Source organism: Pseudomonas sp. (genome assembly GCF_002796985.1).
Taxonomy (GTDB): domain Bacteria; phylum Pseudomonadota; class Gammaproteobacteria; order Pseudomonadales; family Pseudomonadaceae; genus Pseudomonas.
Genome location: NZ_PEKX01000007.1, coordinates 365,070 through 379,291, shown reverse-complemented (window position 1 = coordinate 379,291; position 14,222 = coordinate 365,070). Strand labels below are relative to the sequence as shown.

Sequence of the window (14,222 nt, the reverse complement as noted above, 5' to 3'; positions counted from 1 at the left end):
ACCATGTCCACCGTCCTGCGCAACCTGACCCTCGCCGGCGCCACCCTGCTCGCCGCCAGCCAACTGATGGCCGAGCCCAAGCGCCCGGAATGCATCGCCCCGGCCTCTCCCGGCGGCGGCTTCGACCTCACCTGCAAGCTGGCGCAGAGCGCCCTGGTAGACGAGAAGCTGCTGACCAAGCCGATGCGCGTCACCTACATGCCCGGCGGCGTCGGCGCTGTGGCCTACAACGCGGTGGTCGCCCAGCGTCCGGCCGACGGCAACACCATCACCGCCTTCTCCAGCGGATCCCTGCTGAACCTGGCCCAGGGCAAATTCGGCCGATTCGACGAGAACGCCGTGAAGTGGCTGGCCGCCGTCGGCACCAGCTATGGCGCCATCGCCGTGCCGAGCGACTCGCCATTCAAGAACCTCAGTGACCTGGTCGCCGCGCTCAAGGCCGACCCGAGCAAGGTGGTGATCGGCTCCGGCGGCACCGTCGGCAGCCAGGACTGGATGCAGACCGCACTGATCGCCAAGGCCGCCGGCATCGACCCGAAGCAACTGCGCTACGTCGCCCTGGAAGGCGGCGGCGAAATCGCCACGGCGTTGCTGGGCGGGCACATCCAGGTGGGCAGCACGGACATCTCCGACTCCATGCCGCACATCCGCGCCGGCAAGATGCGCCTGCTCGCCGTGTTCGCCGAGGAGCGCCTGAAGGATGAAGGCATGACCGACATCCCCACCGCCAAGGAACAGGGCTACGACATCGTCTGGCCGGTGGTGCGCGGCTTCTATGTCGGCCCGAAGGTGAGCGACGAGGACTACGCGTTCTGGAAAGGCGCCTTCGACAAGCTGCTGGCCTCGGAAGACTTCGCCAAGCTGCGTGACCAGCGCGAGCTGTTCCCCTTCGCCATGACCGGCCCGGAGCTGGACGCCTACGTGAAGCAGCAGGTCGCCCAGTACAAGCAGTTGGCCCGCGAGTTCGGCCTCATCCAGTAACGCCCCGAGCGGCGCCGCCTTCAGCGAAGGCGGCGCCAGGAGACTCCCCATGTCCCGTACCAGCCTCTTCCAGCGGCTGTTCGCCGGCGCCTGGCTGCTCGCCTGCGTCGCCTTCGCCCTGATCGCCTGGCACCTCCAGGCGCCCTTCTCCTACGAACCGGTCGGCCCGCGCGCCTACCCGCTGCTGTGCCTGTGCCTGATGGCCATCGGACTCGCCTGGCTGATCGCGCGCCCCACGCCGATCAAGCGCGAGGAAGACGAACCCGCGCTGGAAGGCGCGCTACTGGCCAAGGTGGTGCTCTGCGTCGCTCTGCTGGCGGTCTATGCCGGCCTGTTCGAGCCGCTGGGCTTCATCCCCGCGAGCGCCCTGGTCGGCACCTTCATCGCGCTGATCTACGGCGGCCGCCCGCTGGCCAGCGTGATCACCGCGACGCTGCTCGCCGTCGGCCTCTACGTGCTGTTCGACCGCACCCTGGACGTCCCGCTGCCGCTGGGCATCCTCGATCCCCTGCTCTGAGGAAACCGTCATGGAAACATTGAGCTACCTCGGGCAAGGCTTCGGCGTCGCCCTGAGCCCGTACAACCTGATCACCGCGCTGATCGGCACCCTGATCGGCACCGTCGTCGGCCTGCTGCCGGGCCTGGGCCCGATCAACGGCGTGGCCCTGCTGATCCCCGTCGCCTTCGCCCTCGGCCTGCCGCCGGAATCGGCGCTGATCCTGCTCGCCGCCGTGTACCTGGGCTGTGAATACGGCGGACGGATTTCCTCGATCCTGCTGAACATTCCCGGCGAAGCCTCCACCGTGATGACCACCCTCGACGGCTATCCCATGGCACGCAACGGCCTGGCCGGCGTGGCCCTGTCGCTGTCGGCCTGGAGTTCCTTCATCGGCGCCTTCATCGCCACTTGCGGCATGGTGCTGTTCGCCCCGCTGCTGGCGAAATGGGCGATCGCCTTCGGCCCGGCGGAATACTTCGTGCTGATGGTCTTCGCCATCGTCGCCCTCGGCGGGCTGGCCGGCGACCGCCCGCTGAAGACGCTGCTGGCGGCGCTGCTCGGGCTGTTCCTGTCCAGCGTCGGGATCGACGCCAACAGCGGCGTCTACCGCTTCACCTTCGACAACATCCACGTCTCCGACGGCATCCAGTTCGTGGTGCTGGTACTGGGCCTGTTCTCGGTGAGCGAAATCCTCCTGCTGCTGGAGAAGACCCACCACGGCCACAAAATGGTCGAGGCCAGCGGGCGCATGCTGTTCAACGTGAAGGAAGCAGCCTCGGTGGCCGTGGTCAACGTACGCTGCGGCCTGCTCGGCTTCATCATGGGTGTGCTGCCCGGCGCCGGCGCGACCCTGGCCAGCGCCGTGGCCTACATGACCGAGAAGAAACTGGCCGGCGACTCGGGCAAGTTCGGCAAGGGCGACCTGCGCGGCCTGGCCGCCCCGGAAACCGCCATCGGCGCTTCCGCCTGCGGCGCCCTGGTGCCGATGCTGACCCTCGGCGTCCCCGGCTCGGGCACCACCGCCGTGATGATCGGCGCGCTCAGCCTGTACAACATCACCCCCGGCCCGCTGCTGTTCCAGGAACAGCCGAACATCGTCTGGGGCCTGATCGCCTCGCTGTTCATCGCCAACGTCATGCTGATCATCCTCAACGTGCCGATGGTGCGGGTGTTCACCCGCATCCTTTCGGTGCCGAACTGGGCGCTGGTGCCGGGCATCGCGATCATCACCGCGATCGGCGTCTACGCCGTGCACGCCACCACCTTCGACCTGTTCCTGATGGTCGCCATCGGCATCCTCGGCTACCTCCTGCGCAAGCTGGACTTCCCGCTGTCGCCGCTGCTGCTGGGGTTCATCCTCGGCGGGCTGATGGAGCAGAACCTGCGCCGCGCGCTGTCCATCTCCAACGGCGAACTGGGCATCCTCTGGTCCAGCCCGATCACCCTCGGCACCTGGGCACTGGTCGCACTCATGCTCGGCCTGCCGCTGTACCGCGCCTGGCGCAAGCGCACCCGCCGTGCCCGCGAGGCCGTGGCTGACGCCGCGTAAAGCCACCACGCTCGCCGCGTCGAGACGCGCGGCGACTTTCAAGGCCCGCCTCTGTGCGGGCCTCTTTTTTGGCGGGATGACGGAAAAAACTGACGCTGATTCGGCTAACGCTTTAGGACAGGTCCTATCGCCACAGAAGTGCATGATTGCGTAAAAGCGGGACTCTCTCCGACAAGGATGCCTGCCAGATGAATTTCCGCGCCTTCGCCGCCTCCGCAATTAATAACCGTCCTCCAACTAATAGCACCCCGACCAAACTCCGGATCGTAAAAGCTATCCAGACTTCGACGCTGGCACTTCTGTTCTCGACCCTTCTCGGCTGCGGCACCCTGGGGGCAGCAGTATCCTATGGCCCAACCTGCCCATATCAAGGATTGTCGTGGGACTTCGCCGCCATGACTGATTGGTCGGCGATAAAGAGCACACTTGGCTTCAATATCTTGCTGGGCGCTCTCGATACGCCGTTCTCCTTTATTGCCGACACACTCACCCTGCCGCTGACGGACTGGAGTGAAGAGGATCTTTCGCAATGCCCGCGGCACTTCAACTGATAGTGACAAGCCTATATCCAAGCAATTATGACAACCTCTTTCCGGAGAATTAAATGAAAACACCTGGATTATTCACGGCATCGGCCGCCTTCCTGTTATTCAGTCTCGGCGGTTGCGCCCAAGAGGCCGTATTTTCTCCCCCGCCCAACAGCGAGCAAGTCACGGTCAGCGTCAAAGTGCCCAAGGATCTGGCAGCGGACACGATGCACGTGATGTACCGCTCGGCCAAATGCCCGAGCAAGGAATCTGCCGATGGCGTGCCCTACGAGATAGACGGCTTCTACCCCATCGACGTGGCGCCCCGGCAGGTGGGGCAGAGCGACCTGTATGAGGCCAAGTTGGCCAGGGACGGCGGCGGCGCCTGCCAATGGAAACTTAGTAACGTGACCTTTGGGGTGCATTACGAGAATACGGCGCAGTTTGGGGGGGGTGTTAAGTACGGGCGCGGGGGGGGAGTAATTGTAATCTTTGATAACAATCATCCCCAAGAGCAAACAGGCGAAGGCATCGAAATTGTGGAAGGTGACTTATCAATAAGAAAGGAATACTACCCATGGATCATTGAGAATTTCCTTAGTGGCCATCGTGTAAAGATAAATATATTCGGAATAAAAGACACAGAAACATATCTCGCAAAAAAAGCGAAACAAATCCATTTCGAGCCAATTTTACACGACAACCTAATCGTAAAAACCTTGGGCGTAAGGGATAGAAATAGCAATGAGCAAGCAAAAAATTCATATCCCGACGGCACAATATCTGACAGTAACTCAAGGCCAAGATTTCAAAAGCTACAAGAGCTAACCCCCCCAAAGCCAACCGATTAAATAGCTCGTCATGGAGGACTCCCCATGTCTGAATACTCCCATCGTACCGATACCATCTGCGCAGTCAAAACAGTCATCGTTCGTGGCAAGCAGATTCGCCACTGGCTGGAACTCCAGTTGCTCGACGAACAAGGTGACCCGCTGCCGCACCAACCTTATCGAGCGAGCAACGAGGCAACGCGCTGCGGATTGGTCCCCGAGTTCAGCGGCCAAAGCGATGGTCAGGGCGTGATCCGCTTGGAAGGCCTCCATCCCATTGCCGTGACCTTGTGGCTGACTGCCGATCCGCTGGCTGAGGTCATGCAGACCCGCCGCTTGCGCGCCACGCGCGGGGAAAAGCTGCGGGAGCCGCTGTACGCCTATAGCTACGGTCCGCCAGCACCGGGCTCTCGAGCGGAAAAGCTGGCGCGGGAAGCCGGCAATGCCCATCACTACCTACGCATTGGTCAACTGTGCGACCGCTTACCTAAGATTAAGCCTGAGTGGACTGGCAACCAACTGCCCGCCTTCCATTTCCCTGATCCCAAGTTCAGCGGCTTTACCATCGCAGCTGACGCACTGAACCGCCGCCATGTGCTGGAAATCTGCCCGTTCCGCGCCTGGAACCTGGTGCTGCACCACCAGCCCGAATACAGCATGGCCAATGCCTACAACCTGGGGCTGATGGCGGACCTCTCCTACACCGATGTGACCTTCAAGGCACGCAAGCAGCGCGTGCTCACTCCTGCGGAAGAACTGCGCGGCTCAGTAGAGGAGTTCTTCTTCCGGCAATGCCTGGACCTCTCTCGAACGCCCTCCTTCCCGCCCCCCACGCCCGGCGGGCTTTGGCCAGCGGCGCTGGTGGTAGATGTGCCCTTCAGCGAGCGCTACACCACGGCAGTGATGCTGGATGCGCGCACGGTGTCGGTGCCCAAGAGCGAACCGAACATTCCGCTGCGCATCATCGAGGACACCCAGCTGTTCTATGTCAGCAACAAGACCCAACTGCTGGTGGCCTGGCGCGGCACCTCGGAGTTCTGGGACTGGCTGACCGATGCGCAGTACCAGCCGGTGCTGGCCGATGGCACGCGCTGTGAAACCAAGGCGCCCTGCACGCAACTGACCAACAAGGGCAAGGTGCATTTCGGATTCCTACAAGCTTTCGAAGTTGCCAAAAAACTATTTGGTGAGCGCCTTGAGGAAATACAGGAACAAGCTCGCGATAAGAAGCTATTCATCTGTGGCCACAGCCTGGGCGGCGCCTTGGGTCTGATCCACTCGGCCGAACTAAAAGACTTCAACCCCCTGCTCTACACCTATGGCATGCCGCGTACCTTTACCGCCATGGCCATGCAATATCTGCGCTTCACGCACTACCGCCATATCAACGACGCCGACCTGATCCCCTGCGTGCCGCCGGAAGCCGAGCTGGACAACTGGCTGTACCAGGCGCTCGGCCCGCTGGGGCCGGACCTGGGCTACCTGTGGTCCACCGGCGAGCTGCTGGCCAGCAAGATCGTGGAGTTCGGCGACCCGTACTGGCACCACGGCAACCCGGTGCTGTTCTTCACCGCCCAGCAGACGATGCAAAGCAACGACACACAACCCGCCGTCCAGGGCGGCAATGACGGCCCGCGCATGCCGCAACAACGCGTACTGACCCGGCGCTTGGCGAAAATCACCAAGCTCTACCTGGTGCCCAGCCTGAGCGATGAAAAGAGCCAGTACGCCAGCGAGCAGCAAAAGGCCTTCATCCAATCGCTGTCGAGGGACAGCCTGAAGCAGTATTTCCCGCCCTACAGCAACCCCGAACCGGTTCCCATCGCGTCAGCGCCACGGACCATTTCATGAGTTCGCAGTACCTGCCCTTCCTGCACAACCAGTTGCTGGAACTGTGCGCCCCAACCATGCCACTGGAACGCAAGAAAGAGCGCGCCGCCTTCATGGAACAGATGGCCAGTGGGTCTGCGAAAAGCCCCGAGGAGGAGCGCAAGCGCAACGAGCTGTTCCTCGCCCTGCAACAGTTACTGCCCCAGGCAATGGTGATGACCGAACAACTGGAAGGCGGCGGCGACGCGATCGAACGCTTCGCCGGCCTGGAGCGACCAGTCGGCGAGCCCACCGAAAACATCTACCGCAAGCGCCCAACCGAGGAGTGACAGCATGAGCAACATCCTGATCCACCCCGGCCAGTTCCCGCTCCACCAGGTGACCTACCAGGTCACACAGCACAATGGTGGCCCGTACGCCTTTGTGCAGTACCGCATCACCACCCAGGAACACAAGGTCTACGAGGGGGTGGCCGACCAGCACGGCATGACCCGGGCCATCCCACCCGCTACCCCGACGAGCTGAGCATCACGCTGCCCAACAGCGTCAATGAAGAGGACCAGTGAGCATGAACTTTCTGATCAATAGCGCCAGCGGCACCCTGCTCGCGCTCGCCAGCCTCAGCGGCTGCGCGCAGCAACCAACATTCGCTCCGGCACCCGGCGGCGAACAGGTGACCATCACTATCAAGGTGCCACCGGACCTGGCGGCGGACAGCATGCGGGTGATGTACCGCTCGGCAAAATGTCCAAGCAAGGAGTCAGCCGATGGTGTTCCTTACGAAGTCGACGGGTTCTACCCTATCGAAGTGCAACCACAGCGCCAGAGGCAAAGTGATCGCTATGAAGCCAAGTTAGCCAGGAATGGTGGCGGTGCCTGCCAGTGGAAGCTGAGCAACGTTACTTTTGGGGTTAGCTACCAGAACACAGGGCGCTTCGGGGCAGATGTTCAATCAGGTCGAGGGGGGGGGGTCATCGCTATTTTTGATGACAACTATCCCCAGCAACGCTCATACCCCGATCAGACACAGGACATCGTGGGCAATTTATTGATACAGGAGGACTACTACCCTTGGGTGGATGAAGAGTTCCTAGGCCCCTACAGGAAGCAAGTTCGCTTGTTAGGAGATGGTGATATCTATAGGTCTTATAGAGTTCCCACTGCGCAACGTGTCGACTTTGAACCTGCACTGCACGCTGGTTACGTAGTTTATTCAGCGGGACCGAAGGTGAAAAAGGAGGGTAACCATACTCAATTCACCTACCCAGACGGCAGCATCATCGCCGACGGCAGCAGCGAGCCCGACTTCGACAAACTCCAAGCTATCCGCCTGGGGCAATCGAAATGAGTCCGTCGCAAAGCAGGTTCATATCTGTTTTGTCACTTGGGAGTCTCTGCCTGGGTCTTGCCGCTTGCAGTCAGAATAGCCTCGCCCCACCACCGGACAGCCCGCAGCTGTCGGTGGCGGTGAAGGTGCAGCCAGGCTCTTCCATTCTGCCTGCGGTGGCGTTCTATGTGTCCAAGCACTGTGAATCGAATCAGCGAGTAGCTATGGGACTTGAGCCAGAACTCAAGATTGTCCAGGCGGAACTTCTGCAACAGGGCAGCAGCGACATCTACCGGACCCGTTTTTACCTGGATGGCGGCGGCCGCTGCCAGTGGAAATTGAACCACGTCATGCTTAGAACGAAGTACTCCCTGGCAGCAGAAGGACGAACGATCACCGGGAATTTGGAGGAACTTTTTGTCGTTGAGGAGCGACGTACAACATCCGATCAAGTCCCCAGAGAGAAGAGAGCCCCATTGTTGGTCATTCAAAAGAAGTACATCCCCTTCATCACCACGGACGAATTCGACAGGGAGACGCTGGATTTCAAGCGTAAAGACGAATGGCCACGCTTTTCATTTGATGCTATCGGGGCAGAGGCCATTCGCTTCGAACCCTGGGTTTCACAATTACAAGGCAAGTAAGCACGGCTGCGTAGTCGATCTCGTAAAGCCATAGATCGACTCGCTGGAACGATGATTGTCGACAAGGGAGCCGGCAGCGAGTCAGCTCCCGCCAAGCACAAGGCCCGGCAGCACTGCTAGCCACACGCGCCGGAGCATCGGCATCACACCGGCGGCAGCGACCAGTCGATAGGCGTCAGGCCGTTCTGTTCGAGGAACTTGTTGGTGCGGCTGAAGTGGCCGTTGCCGAGGAAGCCCCGGTAAGCCGACAGCGGCGAGGGGTGCGCGGACTTGAGCACCAGGTGCTTCTGCGCGTCGATCAGCTTTTGCTTGCTCTGCGCGTGGGCGCCCCAGAGCAGGAACACCAGGCAGTCGCAGCGCGCGCTGACGACTTCGATCACCTTGTCGGTGAACGGTTGCCAACCGGCATTGGCGTGGGAGCCGGCATTGGCCTGCTCGACGGTGAGCGAGGTGTTGAGCAGCAATACGCCCTGCTCGGCCCAGTGCTGCAGGTAGCCGTGGCTGGGGATCGGCAGGTTGAGGTCGCGATGCAGCTCCTTGTAGATGTTCTGCAGCGACGGCGGCGTCGGCACGCCCGGCTGCACCGAGAAGCACAGACCGTGGGCCTGGCCGGGGCCGTGGTACGGGTCCTGGCCGATGATCACGACCTTGATGCGCTCCAGCGGCGTGCTGTTCAGCGCATTGAAGATCAGCGGACCGGGCGGGAAGATCACCTTGCCGGCGGCCTTCTCCGTGCGCAGGAACTCGCCCAGCTGCTTCATGTAGGGCTTTTCGAATTCCTCATGGAGGGCTTCTTTCCAGCTGGGTTCCAGCTTGATCCGGTCTTCGTTGGTCATGGTGCATCCGCCTGGTAAAACGAACCGGCACGCTAAGCAAGCGCCCCGGCTAAGTCAAGGCGACTTGTGCCGCGCTGCCCATGCGCCCGGCAAACGCGGCAAAGCGCTGCCCAGGCCGGCAAAAATCCACGCCACGACGGCGACCGTCAGCCCCAGGTGGAACAGTTCGCGACGCGGCAAACCGGCCAGTTCGCCGCGGGTGCCGATCAGCAGGCCGCTGCCGATGAACAGCAGCGCGCCGAGCAATGCCATCGCATAGCGCCGGGAACGGCCGGGCCAGGCGATCACCAGCAGTGCGATCAGGTTGCTCACCAGCGAGAGCTGCGCCAGGAACACCAGCAGCACGCCGACAACCAGCACCAGCGCCTGCCGGCCGAGGCCGCCAGACAAGCGCCCGAGCGCGATCAACGGCAGGCCCACGGCGCCGGACACCACGCTCGCGACGTGATGCGCGTCGGCCAGCCCGACGGCGCCGCCATATTCCAGCGCACCCAGCAGTGCCGCGATGCCCATGGACAGGAAACCCAGCGCCCGCCAGCCCATTTTCTCGCGCAGAGCGAGCCAGGCGGCGATGGCGCAGGCCAGGGTCAGTAGCAGTTCGGCGATCACGGGCAGCATGGGACAGGCTCCTCTTCTTGTGGTCGTCGCAGACTAGCGAGCCTTGAGCTGACGTGCACGGTGGTGCACGCCAGCACGGCAGACGCACCACGCCACGTGCCCATTTCAGAGTCAGCCGGTATGCAGCGCACGGTAGTGACTGGGTGCCATGCCCACCACGCTCTTGAACAGCCGCGAGAAGTAGTACGGGTCGGCGTAGCCCAGTTGCTCGGCAACCTGCCGTACTTCCAGGTTGCCCTGGTCGAGCAGGCGGCAGGCATGGGTCATCTTCAACCGGATGAAATCCTGGATCGGCGCCTGGCCGGTCAATGCGCGATAGGTCTTGGCGAAGTGGAAGCGCGACAGGCGGAACTGCGCCGCCAGCTCGTCGAGGTTCAGCGCGTCGTGCAGGTGCTCGCGCATCATTGCCTGCACCGCTTCCACGTCCAGTACCCGCCCGGACTTCAAGCGCGCCCGCGCCGGGCGCAGGGCCAGCGAGGTCAGCAGGCTTTGCAGCAGGTGCGCGGCGTGAATGAAGTGCGGCAGGCTCAGGCCTTGCCGACGCAGCGCCAACAGCGCATCGAACTCACCGAGAATGCGCGGCTGCACGCCCACGCGCAGGCGCGGCGACTTGCCCAGCGGGCGCAGGAAGTCTTCGGCCAAGCGGCCTTCCAGGTGCACCCAGAAGATCGACCAGGGCCGCTGCGGGTCAGCACCGTAGGCGTGGGCGTGGCCCTTGGGCAGCACGAGAAAATCGCCGCCGACAACCTCGAATCGTCCATCCGCTGTTTCCAGCCAACCCTGCCCGGCGCTGCAATAGATCAGCAGGTGGTCATCCGGCTTCTCTCGCTCCATGCGGTGCCCCACCGCCGCCGGGTAGTACCCCAGAGCCAGTGGATAGCAGGCCTGACCCAGCGGGTGGCGATCCAGTGCGCGGCGCAGGCGCGGTGGCGTGATGAAGCGCACGCCCTGCTGCGGCAGCGGCCAGGTGGAGATCAGTGGACGGGACATGGGCACGAATCCAGATGCGGCAATGCCAAGATCGTCCATCCCTTACACAAGATCGTCAATCCACAGCCGTCGGCGCAACGGCTATAAACGGAGGACTCTCTATCGAAGAGAATCGTGCCCGGCACGACGCTGTAGCCGACAAGAACAAACAGAGGTAGCTGCATGCATTTCGATCTGTCCGAAGAACAACGCCTGCTGGTGGACAGCGCCCGCGCCTTCGCCAGCCGCGAACTGGCGCCCCACGCCGCCGACTGGGACCGCCAACACCACTTCCCGGTGGAAGTGATCCGCCGCGCCGCCGAGCAGGGCTACCTGGGCCTGTACATCGCCGAGGAAGACGGCGGCCTGGGCCTGTCGCGCCTGTCTGCCTCGCTGATCTTCGAGCAACTGGCCGCCGGCTGCGTTGCCACCACCGCGTACATGACCATCCACAACATGGCCAGTTGGATGCTCGCCAGTTTCGGCGACGCCGCGCTCAAGGAGCAGTGGCTGCCGGGGTTGATCGGCGGCGAACTGCTGGCCTCCTACTGCCTCACCGAGCCGGATGCCGGCTCCGACGCCGCACGCCTGCGCACCCGCGCCAGGCGCGACGGTGACGAGTACGTGCTCGATGGCGCCAAGACCTTCATCTCCGGCGCCGGCAGCACCGACGTGCTGATCGTCATGGCGCGCACCGGCGAGGAAGGCGCCAAGGGCATCTCCTGCTTCCTGGTGCCGGCCAACGCCGAGGGCGTCCGCTACGGGCGCAACGAGGACAAGATGGGCTGGAAGGCGCAGCCGACCCGCACCATCACCTTCGAGGGCGTGCGCATCCCGGCGGGTAACCGCATTGGTCCGGAAGGCCAGGGCTTCGTCTACGCCATGAAGGGCCTGGACGGCGGCCGCCTGAACATCGCCAGTTGCTCCCTCGGCGCGGCCCAGGCAGCGCTGGAGCAGTCGCTGCGCTACGTCGAGGAGCGCAAACAGTTCGGCAAGGCGCTGGCCGAGTTCCAGGCCCTGCAATTCAAGCTTGCCGACATGCTCACCGACCTCACCGCCAGCCGGCAGATGGTGCGCCTGGCCGCGCACAAGCTGGACCACAAGGACGGCGAGGCGACCCTGTACTGCGCCATGGCCAAGCGCTTCGCCACCGACCGCTGCTTCACCCTGTGCAACGAGGCGCTGCAACTGCATGGCGGCTATGGCTACCTCAACGACTACCCGCTGGAACGCTGGGTGCGCGACAGCCGCGTGCACCAGATTCTGGAGGGCACCAACGAGATCATGCGAGTGATCGTTGCCCGCCGCCTGCTGGAGCAGGGCGGGATGCTGGACCGCCTGCTGTGAGATCCCCCCTGTAGGAGCGAGGGGGACGCCATCGTTATTGCTCGCGAACATTCACCGCTGCGGGGTTGGTTCGCGAGCAAGCTCGCTCCTACGAAAAGCGAAGATCAAAAGCACTGGAAAAACCGCCCGCCCACGCGAGCGCAATCGAACAGATCGGACATGGACGCGCGGCGCCGGGCGCGCCTAGAGTCCATGCCCATACTCCCGCCCACAGGCGGTACCGACCAGGAGATGCCCATGAGCAATGCCCTCGAGCCCTACAAGCCCGGAGTCTTCGACCTGACCCACAAGCTGACGGTGGAGAAGCACGGCCATACCGCGCTGATCACCATCAACCATCCGCCGGCCAACACCTGGGACCGCGACTCGCTGATTGGTCTGCGCCAGCTGATCGAGCACCTGAACCGTGACGACGACATCTACGCACTGGTGGTGACCGGCCAGGGCCCGAAATTCTTCTCCGCCGGCGCCGACCTGAACATGTTCGCCGACGGCGACAAGGCCCGCGCCCGCGAGATGGCCCGCCGCTTCGGCGAAGCCTTCGAGGCGCTGCGCGATTTCCGTGGCGTGTCCATTGCCGCGATCAACGGCTATGCCATGGGTGGCGGACTGGAATGCGCCCTGGCCTGCGACATCCGCATCGCCGAGCGCCAGGCGCAGATGGCCCTGCCCGAAGCCACCGTGGGCCTGCTGCCCTGCGCCGGCGGCACCCAGGCGCTGCCTTGGCTGGTCGGCGAAGGCTGGGCCAAGCGCATGATCCTCTGCGGCGAGCGTGTCGATGCCGACACCGCGCTGCGCATCGGCCTCATCGAGCAGGTTGTCGATACCGGCGAAGCGCGCGGCACTGCGTTGCTGCTGGCCGCCAAGGTCGCGCGGCAGAGCCCGGTGGCGGTGCGCACCATCAAGCCGCTGATCCAGGGCGCCCGCGAGCGTGGCCCGAGCACCTGGCTGCCGGAAGAGCGCGAGCGCTTCGTCGACCTGTTCGACGCCGACGACACCCGCGAAGGCGTGAATGCCTTCCTGGAAAAACGCGACCCACACTGGCGCAACCAATAAGGCTCTGACCATGAATGTGATGTTCGAGGAACGCCCCGGCCTGCACGGCTTCCGCATTGGCGTGGTAACGCTGGATGCGGAGAAGAGCCTCAACGCCCTGAGCCTGCCGATGATCGAGGCGATGAACCACCGGCTGCGTGCCTGGAAGGACGACGCGCAGATCGCCTGCGTGGTCCTGCGCGGCAACGGCGGCAAGGCCTTCTGCGCCGGCGGCGACGTGCGCAAACTGGTCGACGCCTGCCGCGAGAAGCCTGGCGAGGTGCCGGAACTGGCCCGCCGCTTCTTCGCCGACGAATACCGCCTGGACTACCTCATCCACAGCTATCCGAAGCCGCTGATCTGCTGGGCCCACGGTTACGTGATGGGTGGCGGTATGGGGCTGATGCAGGGTGCCGACGTGCGCATCGTCACCCCGAGCAGCCGGCTGGCGATGCCGGAGATCAATATCGGCCTGTACCCGGATGTCGGCGCCAGCTGGTTCCTTGCCCGCCTGCCCGGCAGCCTCGGGCTGTTCCTCGGGCTGACCGCGACGCAGATGAACGCCCGCGACGCGCTGGACCTGGACCTCGCCGACCGCTTCCTGCTCGACACCCAGCAGGACGATCTGATCGAAGGCCTGGAGCAACTGAACTGGCGTGAACAGGCGGATGTGCAGATACATAGCCTGCTCCAGGCGCTGGAGCACGAAGCCCGCGGTGAAATGCCCGAGGCGCAGTTGCTGCCGCGTCGCGAGCGTCTGGATGCGGTACTCGACAGCGCCAACGTCGCCGAAGCCTGGCAAGCACTGACCGCGCTCACCGAGGACGCCGATGCACTGATCGCCCGAGGCGCGAAGACCTTGGCCGCGGGCTGCCCGCTGACCGCTCGTCTGGTCTGGGAGCAGATCCGCCGCGCGCGCCATCTGTCGACTGCCGAGGTGTTCCGCATGGAGTACGCGATGAGCCTGAACTGCTGCCGCTATCCGGAATTCCCGGAGGGCGTGCGGGCCCGGTTGATCGACAAGGACAACACCCCGCACTGGCACTGGCCGGATATCGCTGCCATACCTGATGCTGTGGTGAATGCGCACTTCGACGCGACCTGGGAGGGCGAGCATCCGCTGGCGGACCTGTAACCGCCACGGTCGACCCCTGTAGGAGCGAGCTTGTGACCCACAGGAATGTGGGAAATGCCGAACCCCGTCGGGAACCGATTCGGCCTCGCGAACCC

16 protein-coding genes are annotated in these 14,222 nt (G+C 63.5%); 13 read left to right on the top strand and 3 right to left on the bottom strand.

Annotated features, from left to right (window positions below):
* Positions 1–3 precede the first annotated feature (3 nt).
* The 10 genes from CTR55_RS07240 (at position 4) to CTR55_RS07195 (ending at position 8,187) form a co-directional block, all read left to right on the top strand.
* The gene (locus tag CTR55_RS07240; protein WP_296285242.1) at positions 4–981 is read left to right on the top strand and encodes a tripartite tricarboxylate transporter substrate binding protein; all 978 of its coding nucleotides are present in this window, start codon (positions 4–6) and stop codon (positions 979–981) included.
* A 49-nt stretch (positions 982–1,030) separates the two neighbouring features.
* Complete coding sequence (locus CTR55_RS07235; RefSeq protein WP_296285241.1) at positions 1,031–1,498, top strand: tripartite tricarboxylate transporter TctB family protein; 468 nt, start codon at positions 1,031–1,033, stop codon at positions 1,496–1,498.
* Positions 1,499–1,508: 10 nt separating this feature from the next.
* Complete coding sequence (locus CTR55_RS07230; RefSeq protein WP_296285240.1) at positions 1,509–3,029, top strand: tripartite tricarboxylate transporter permease; 1,521 nt, start codon at positions 1,509–1,511, stop codon at positions 3,027–3,029.
* Between the two features lie 188 nt (positions 3,030–3,217).
* A complete protein-coding gene (locus CTR55_RS07225; protein ID WP_296285239.1) occupies positions 3,218–3,580 on the top strand; it encodes a hypothetical protein in 363 nt (120 codons plus the stop codon).
* Between the two features lie 53 nt (positions 3,581–3,633).
* On the top strand, positions 3,634–4,407 hold the full coding sequence (locus tag CTR55_RS07220) for a hypothetical protein (RefSeq protein WP_296285238.1): 774 nt from the start codon (positions 3,634–3,636) through the stop codon (positions 4,405–4,407).
* 24 nt (positions 4,408–4,431) lie between these two features.
* On the top strand, positions 4,432–6,237 hold the full coding sequence (locus CTR55_RS07215; RefSeq protein ID WP_296285237.1) for a lipase family protein: 1,806 nt from the start codon (positions 4,432–4,434) through the stop codon (positions 6,235–6,237).
* Positions 6,234–6,545: a hypothetical protein gene (locus tag CTR55_RS07210; RefSeq protein ID WP_296285236.1), complete on the top strand. Its 312-nt coding sequence runs from the start codon at positions 6,234–6,236 to the stop codon at positions 6,543–6,545. The genes CTR55_RS07215 and CTR55_RS07210 overlap by 4 nt, the downstream gene beginning before the upstream one ends.
* Positions 6,546–6,549: 4 nt before the next feature.
* On the top strand, positions 6,550–6,741 hold the full coding sequence (locus CTR55_RS07205; protein ID WP_296285235.1) for a hypothetical protein: 192 nt from the start codon (positions 6,550–6,552) through the stop codon (positions 6,739–6,741).
* A gap of 43 nt (positions 6,742–6,784) precedes the next feature.
* The gene (locus CTR55_RS07200) at positions 6,785–7,564 is read left to right on the top strand and encodes a hypothetical protein (RefSeq protein WP_296285234.1); all 780 of its coding nucleotides are present in this window, start codon (positions 6,785–6,787) and stop codon (positions 7,562–7,564) included.
* Positions 7,561–8,187, top strand: a complete 627-nt coding sequence (locus CTR55_RS07195; protein ID WP_296285233.1) for a hypothetical protein — start codon at positions 7,561–7,563, stop codon at positions 8,185–8,187. The genes CTR55_RS07200 and CTR55_RS07195 overlap by 4 nt, the downstream gene beginning before the upstream one ends.
* 143 nt (positions 8,188–8,330) lie before the next feature.
* On the opposite strand, the gene ung is transcribed toward CTR55_RS07195, so the two are convergent.
* The 3 genes from ung to CTR55_RS07180 all read right to left on the bottom strand — a co-directional run bounded on the left by ung (position 8,331) and on the right by CTR55_RS07180 (position 10,631).
* Positions 8,331–9,023: a uracil-DNA glycosylase gene (gene ung / locus CTR55_RS07190; protein ID WP_296285232.1), complete on the bottom strand. Its 693-nt coding sequence runs from the start codon at positions 9,021–9,023 to the stop codon at positions 8,331–8,333.
* Between the two features lie 54 nt (positions 9,024–9,077).
* A complete protein-coding gene (locus tag CTR55_RS07185; protein ID WP_296285231.1) occupies positions 9,078–9,641 on the bottom strand; it encodes a hypothetical protein in 564 nt (187 codons plus the stop codon).
* A 111-nt stretch (positions 9,642–9,752) separates the two neighbouring features.
* Positions 9,753–10,631 carry an AraC family transcriptional regulator gene (locus CTR55_RS07180; RefSeq protein WP_296285230.1) on the bottom strand — a complete coding sequence of 293 codons (879 nt, stop codon included), beginning with the start codon at positions 10,629–10,631 and terminating at the stop codon, positions 9,753–9,755.
* Between the two features lie 162 nt (positions 10,632–10,793).
* Between CTR55_RS07180 and CTR55_RS07175 the strand changes: the two genes are divergently transcribed.
* From CTR55_RS07175 to CTR55_RS07165, 3 genes are all read left to right on the top strand, one after another.
* On the top strand, positions 10,794–11,957 hold the full coding sequence (locus CTR55_RS07175) for an isobutyryl-CoA dehydrogenase (protein WP_296285229.1): 1,164 nt from the start codon (positions 10,794–10,796) through the stop codon (positions 11,955–11,957).
* 237 nt (positions 11,958–12,194) lie between these two features.
* Positions 12,195–13,013, top strand: coding sequence for an enoyl-CoA hydratase (locus CTR55_RS07170; RefSeq protein WP_296285228.1), 819 nt, complete (start codon positions 12,195–12,197; stop codon positions 13,011–13,013).
* 10 nt (positions 13,014–13,023) lie between these two features.
* Positions 13,024–14,127, top strand: a complete 1,104-nt coding sequence (locus tag CTR55_RS07165; protein WP_296285227.1) for an enoyl-CoA hydratase/isomerase family protein — start codon at positions 13,024–13,026, stop codon at positions 14,125–14,127.
* Positions 14,128–14,222 lie beyond the last annotated feature (95 nt).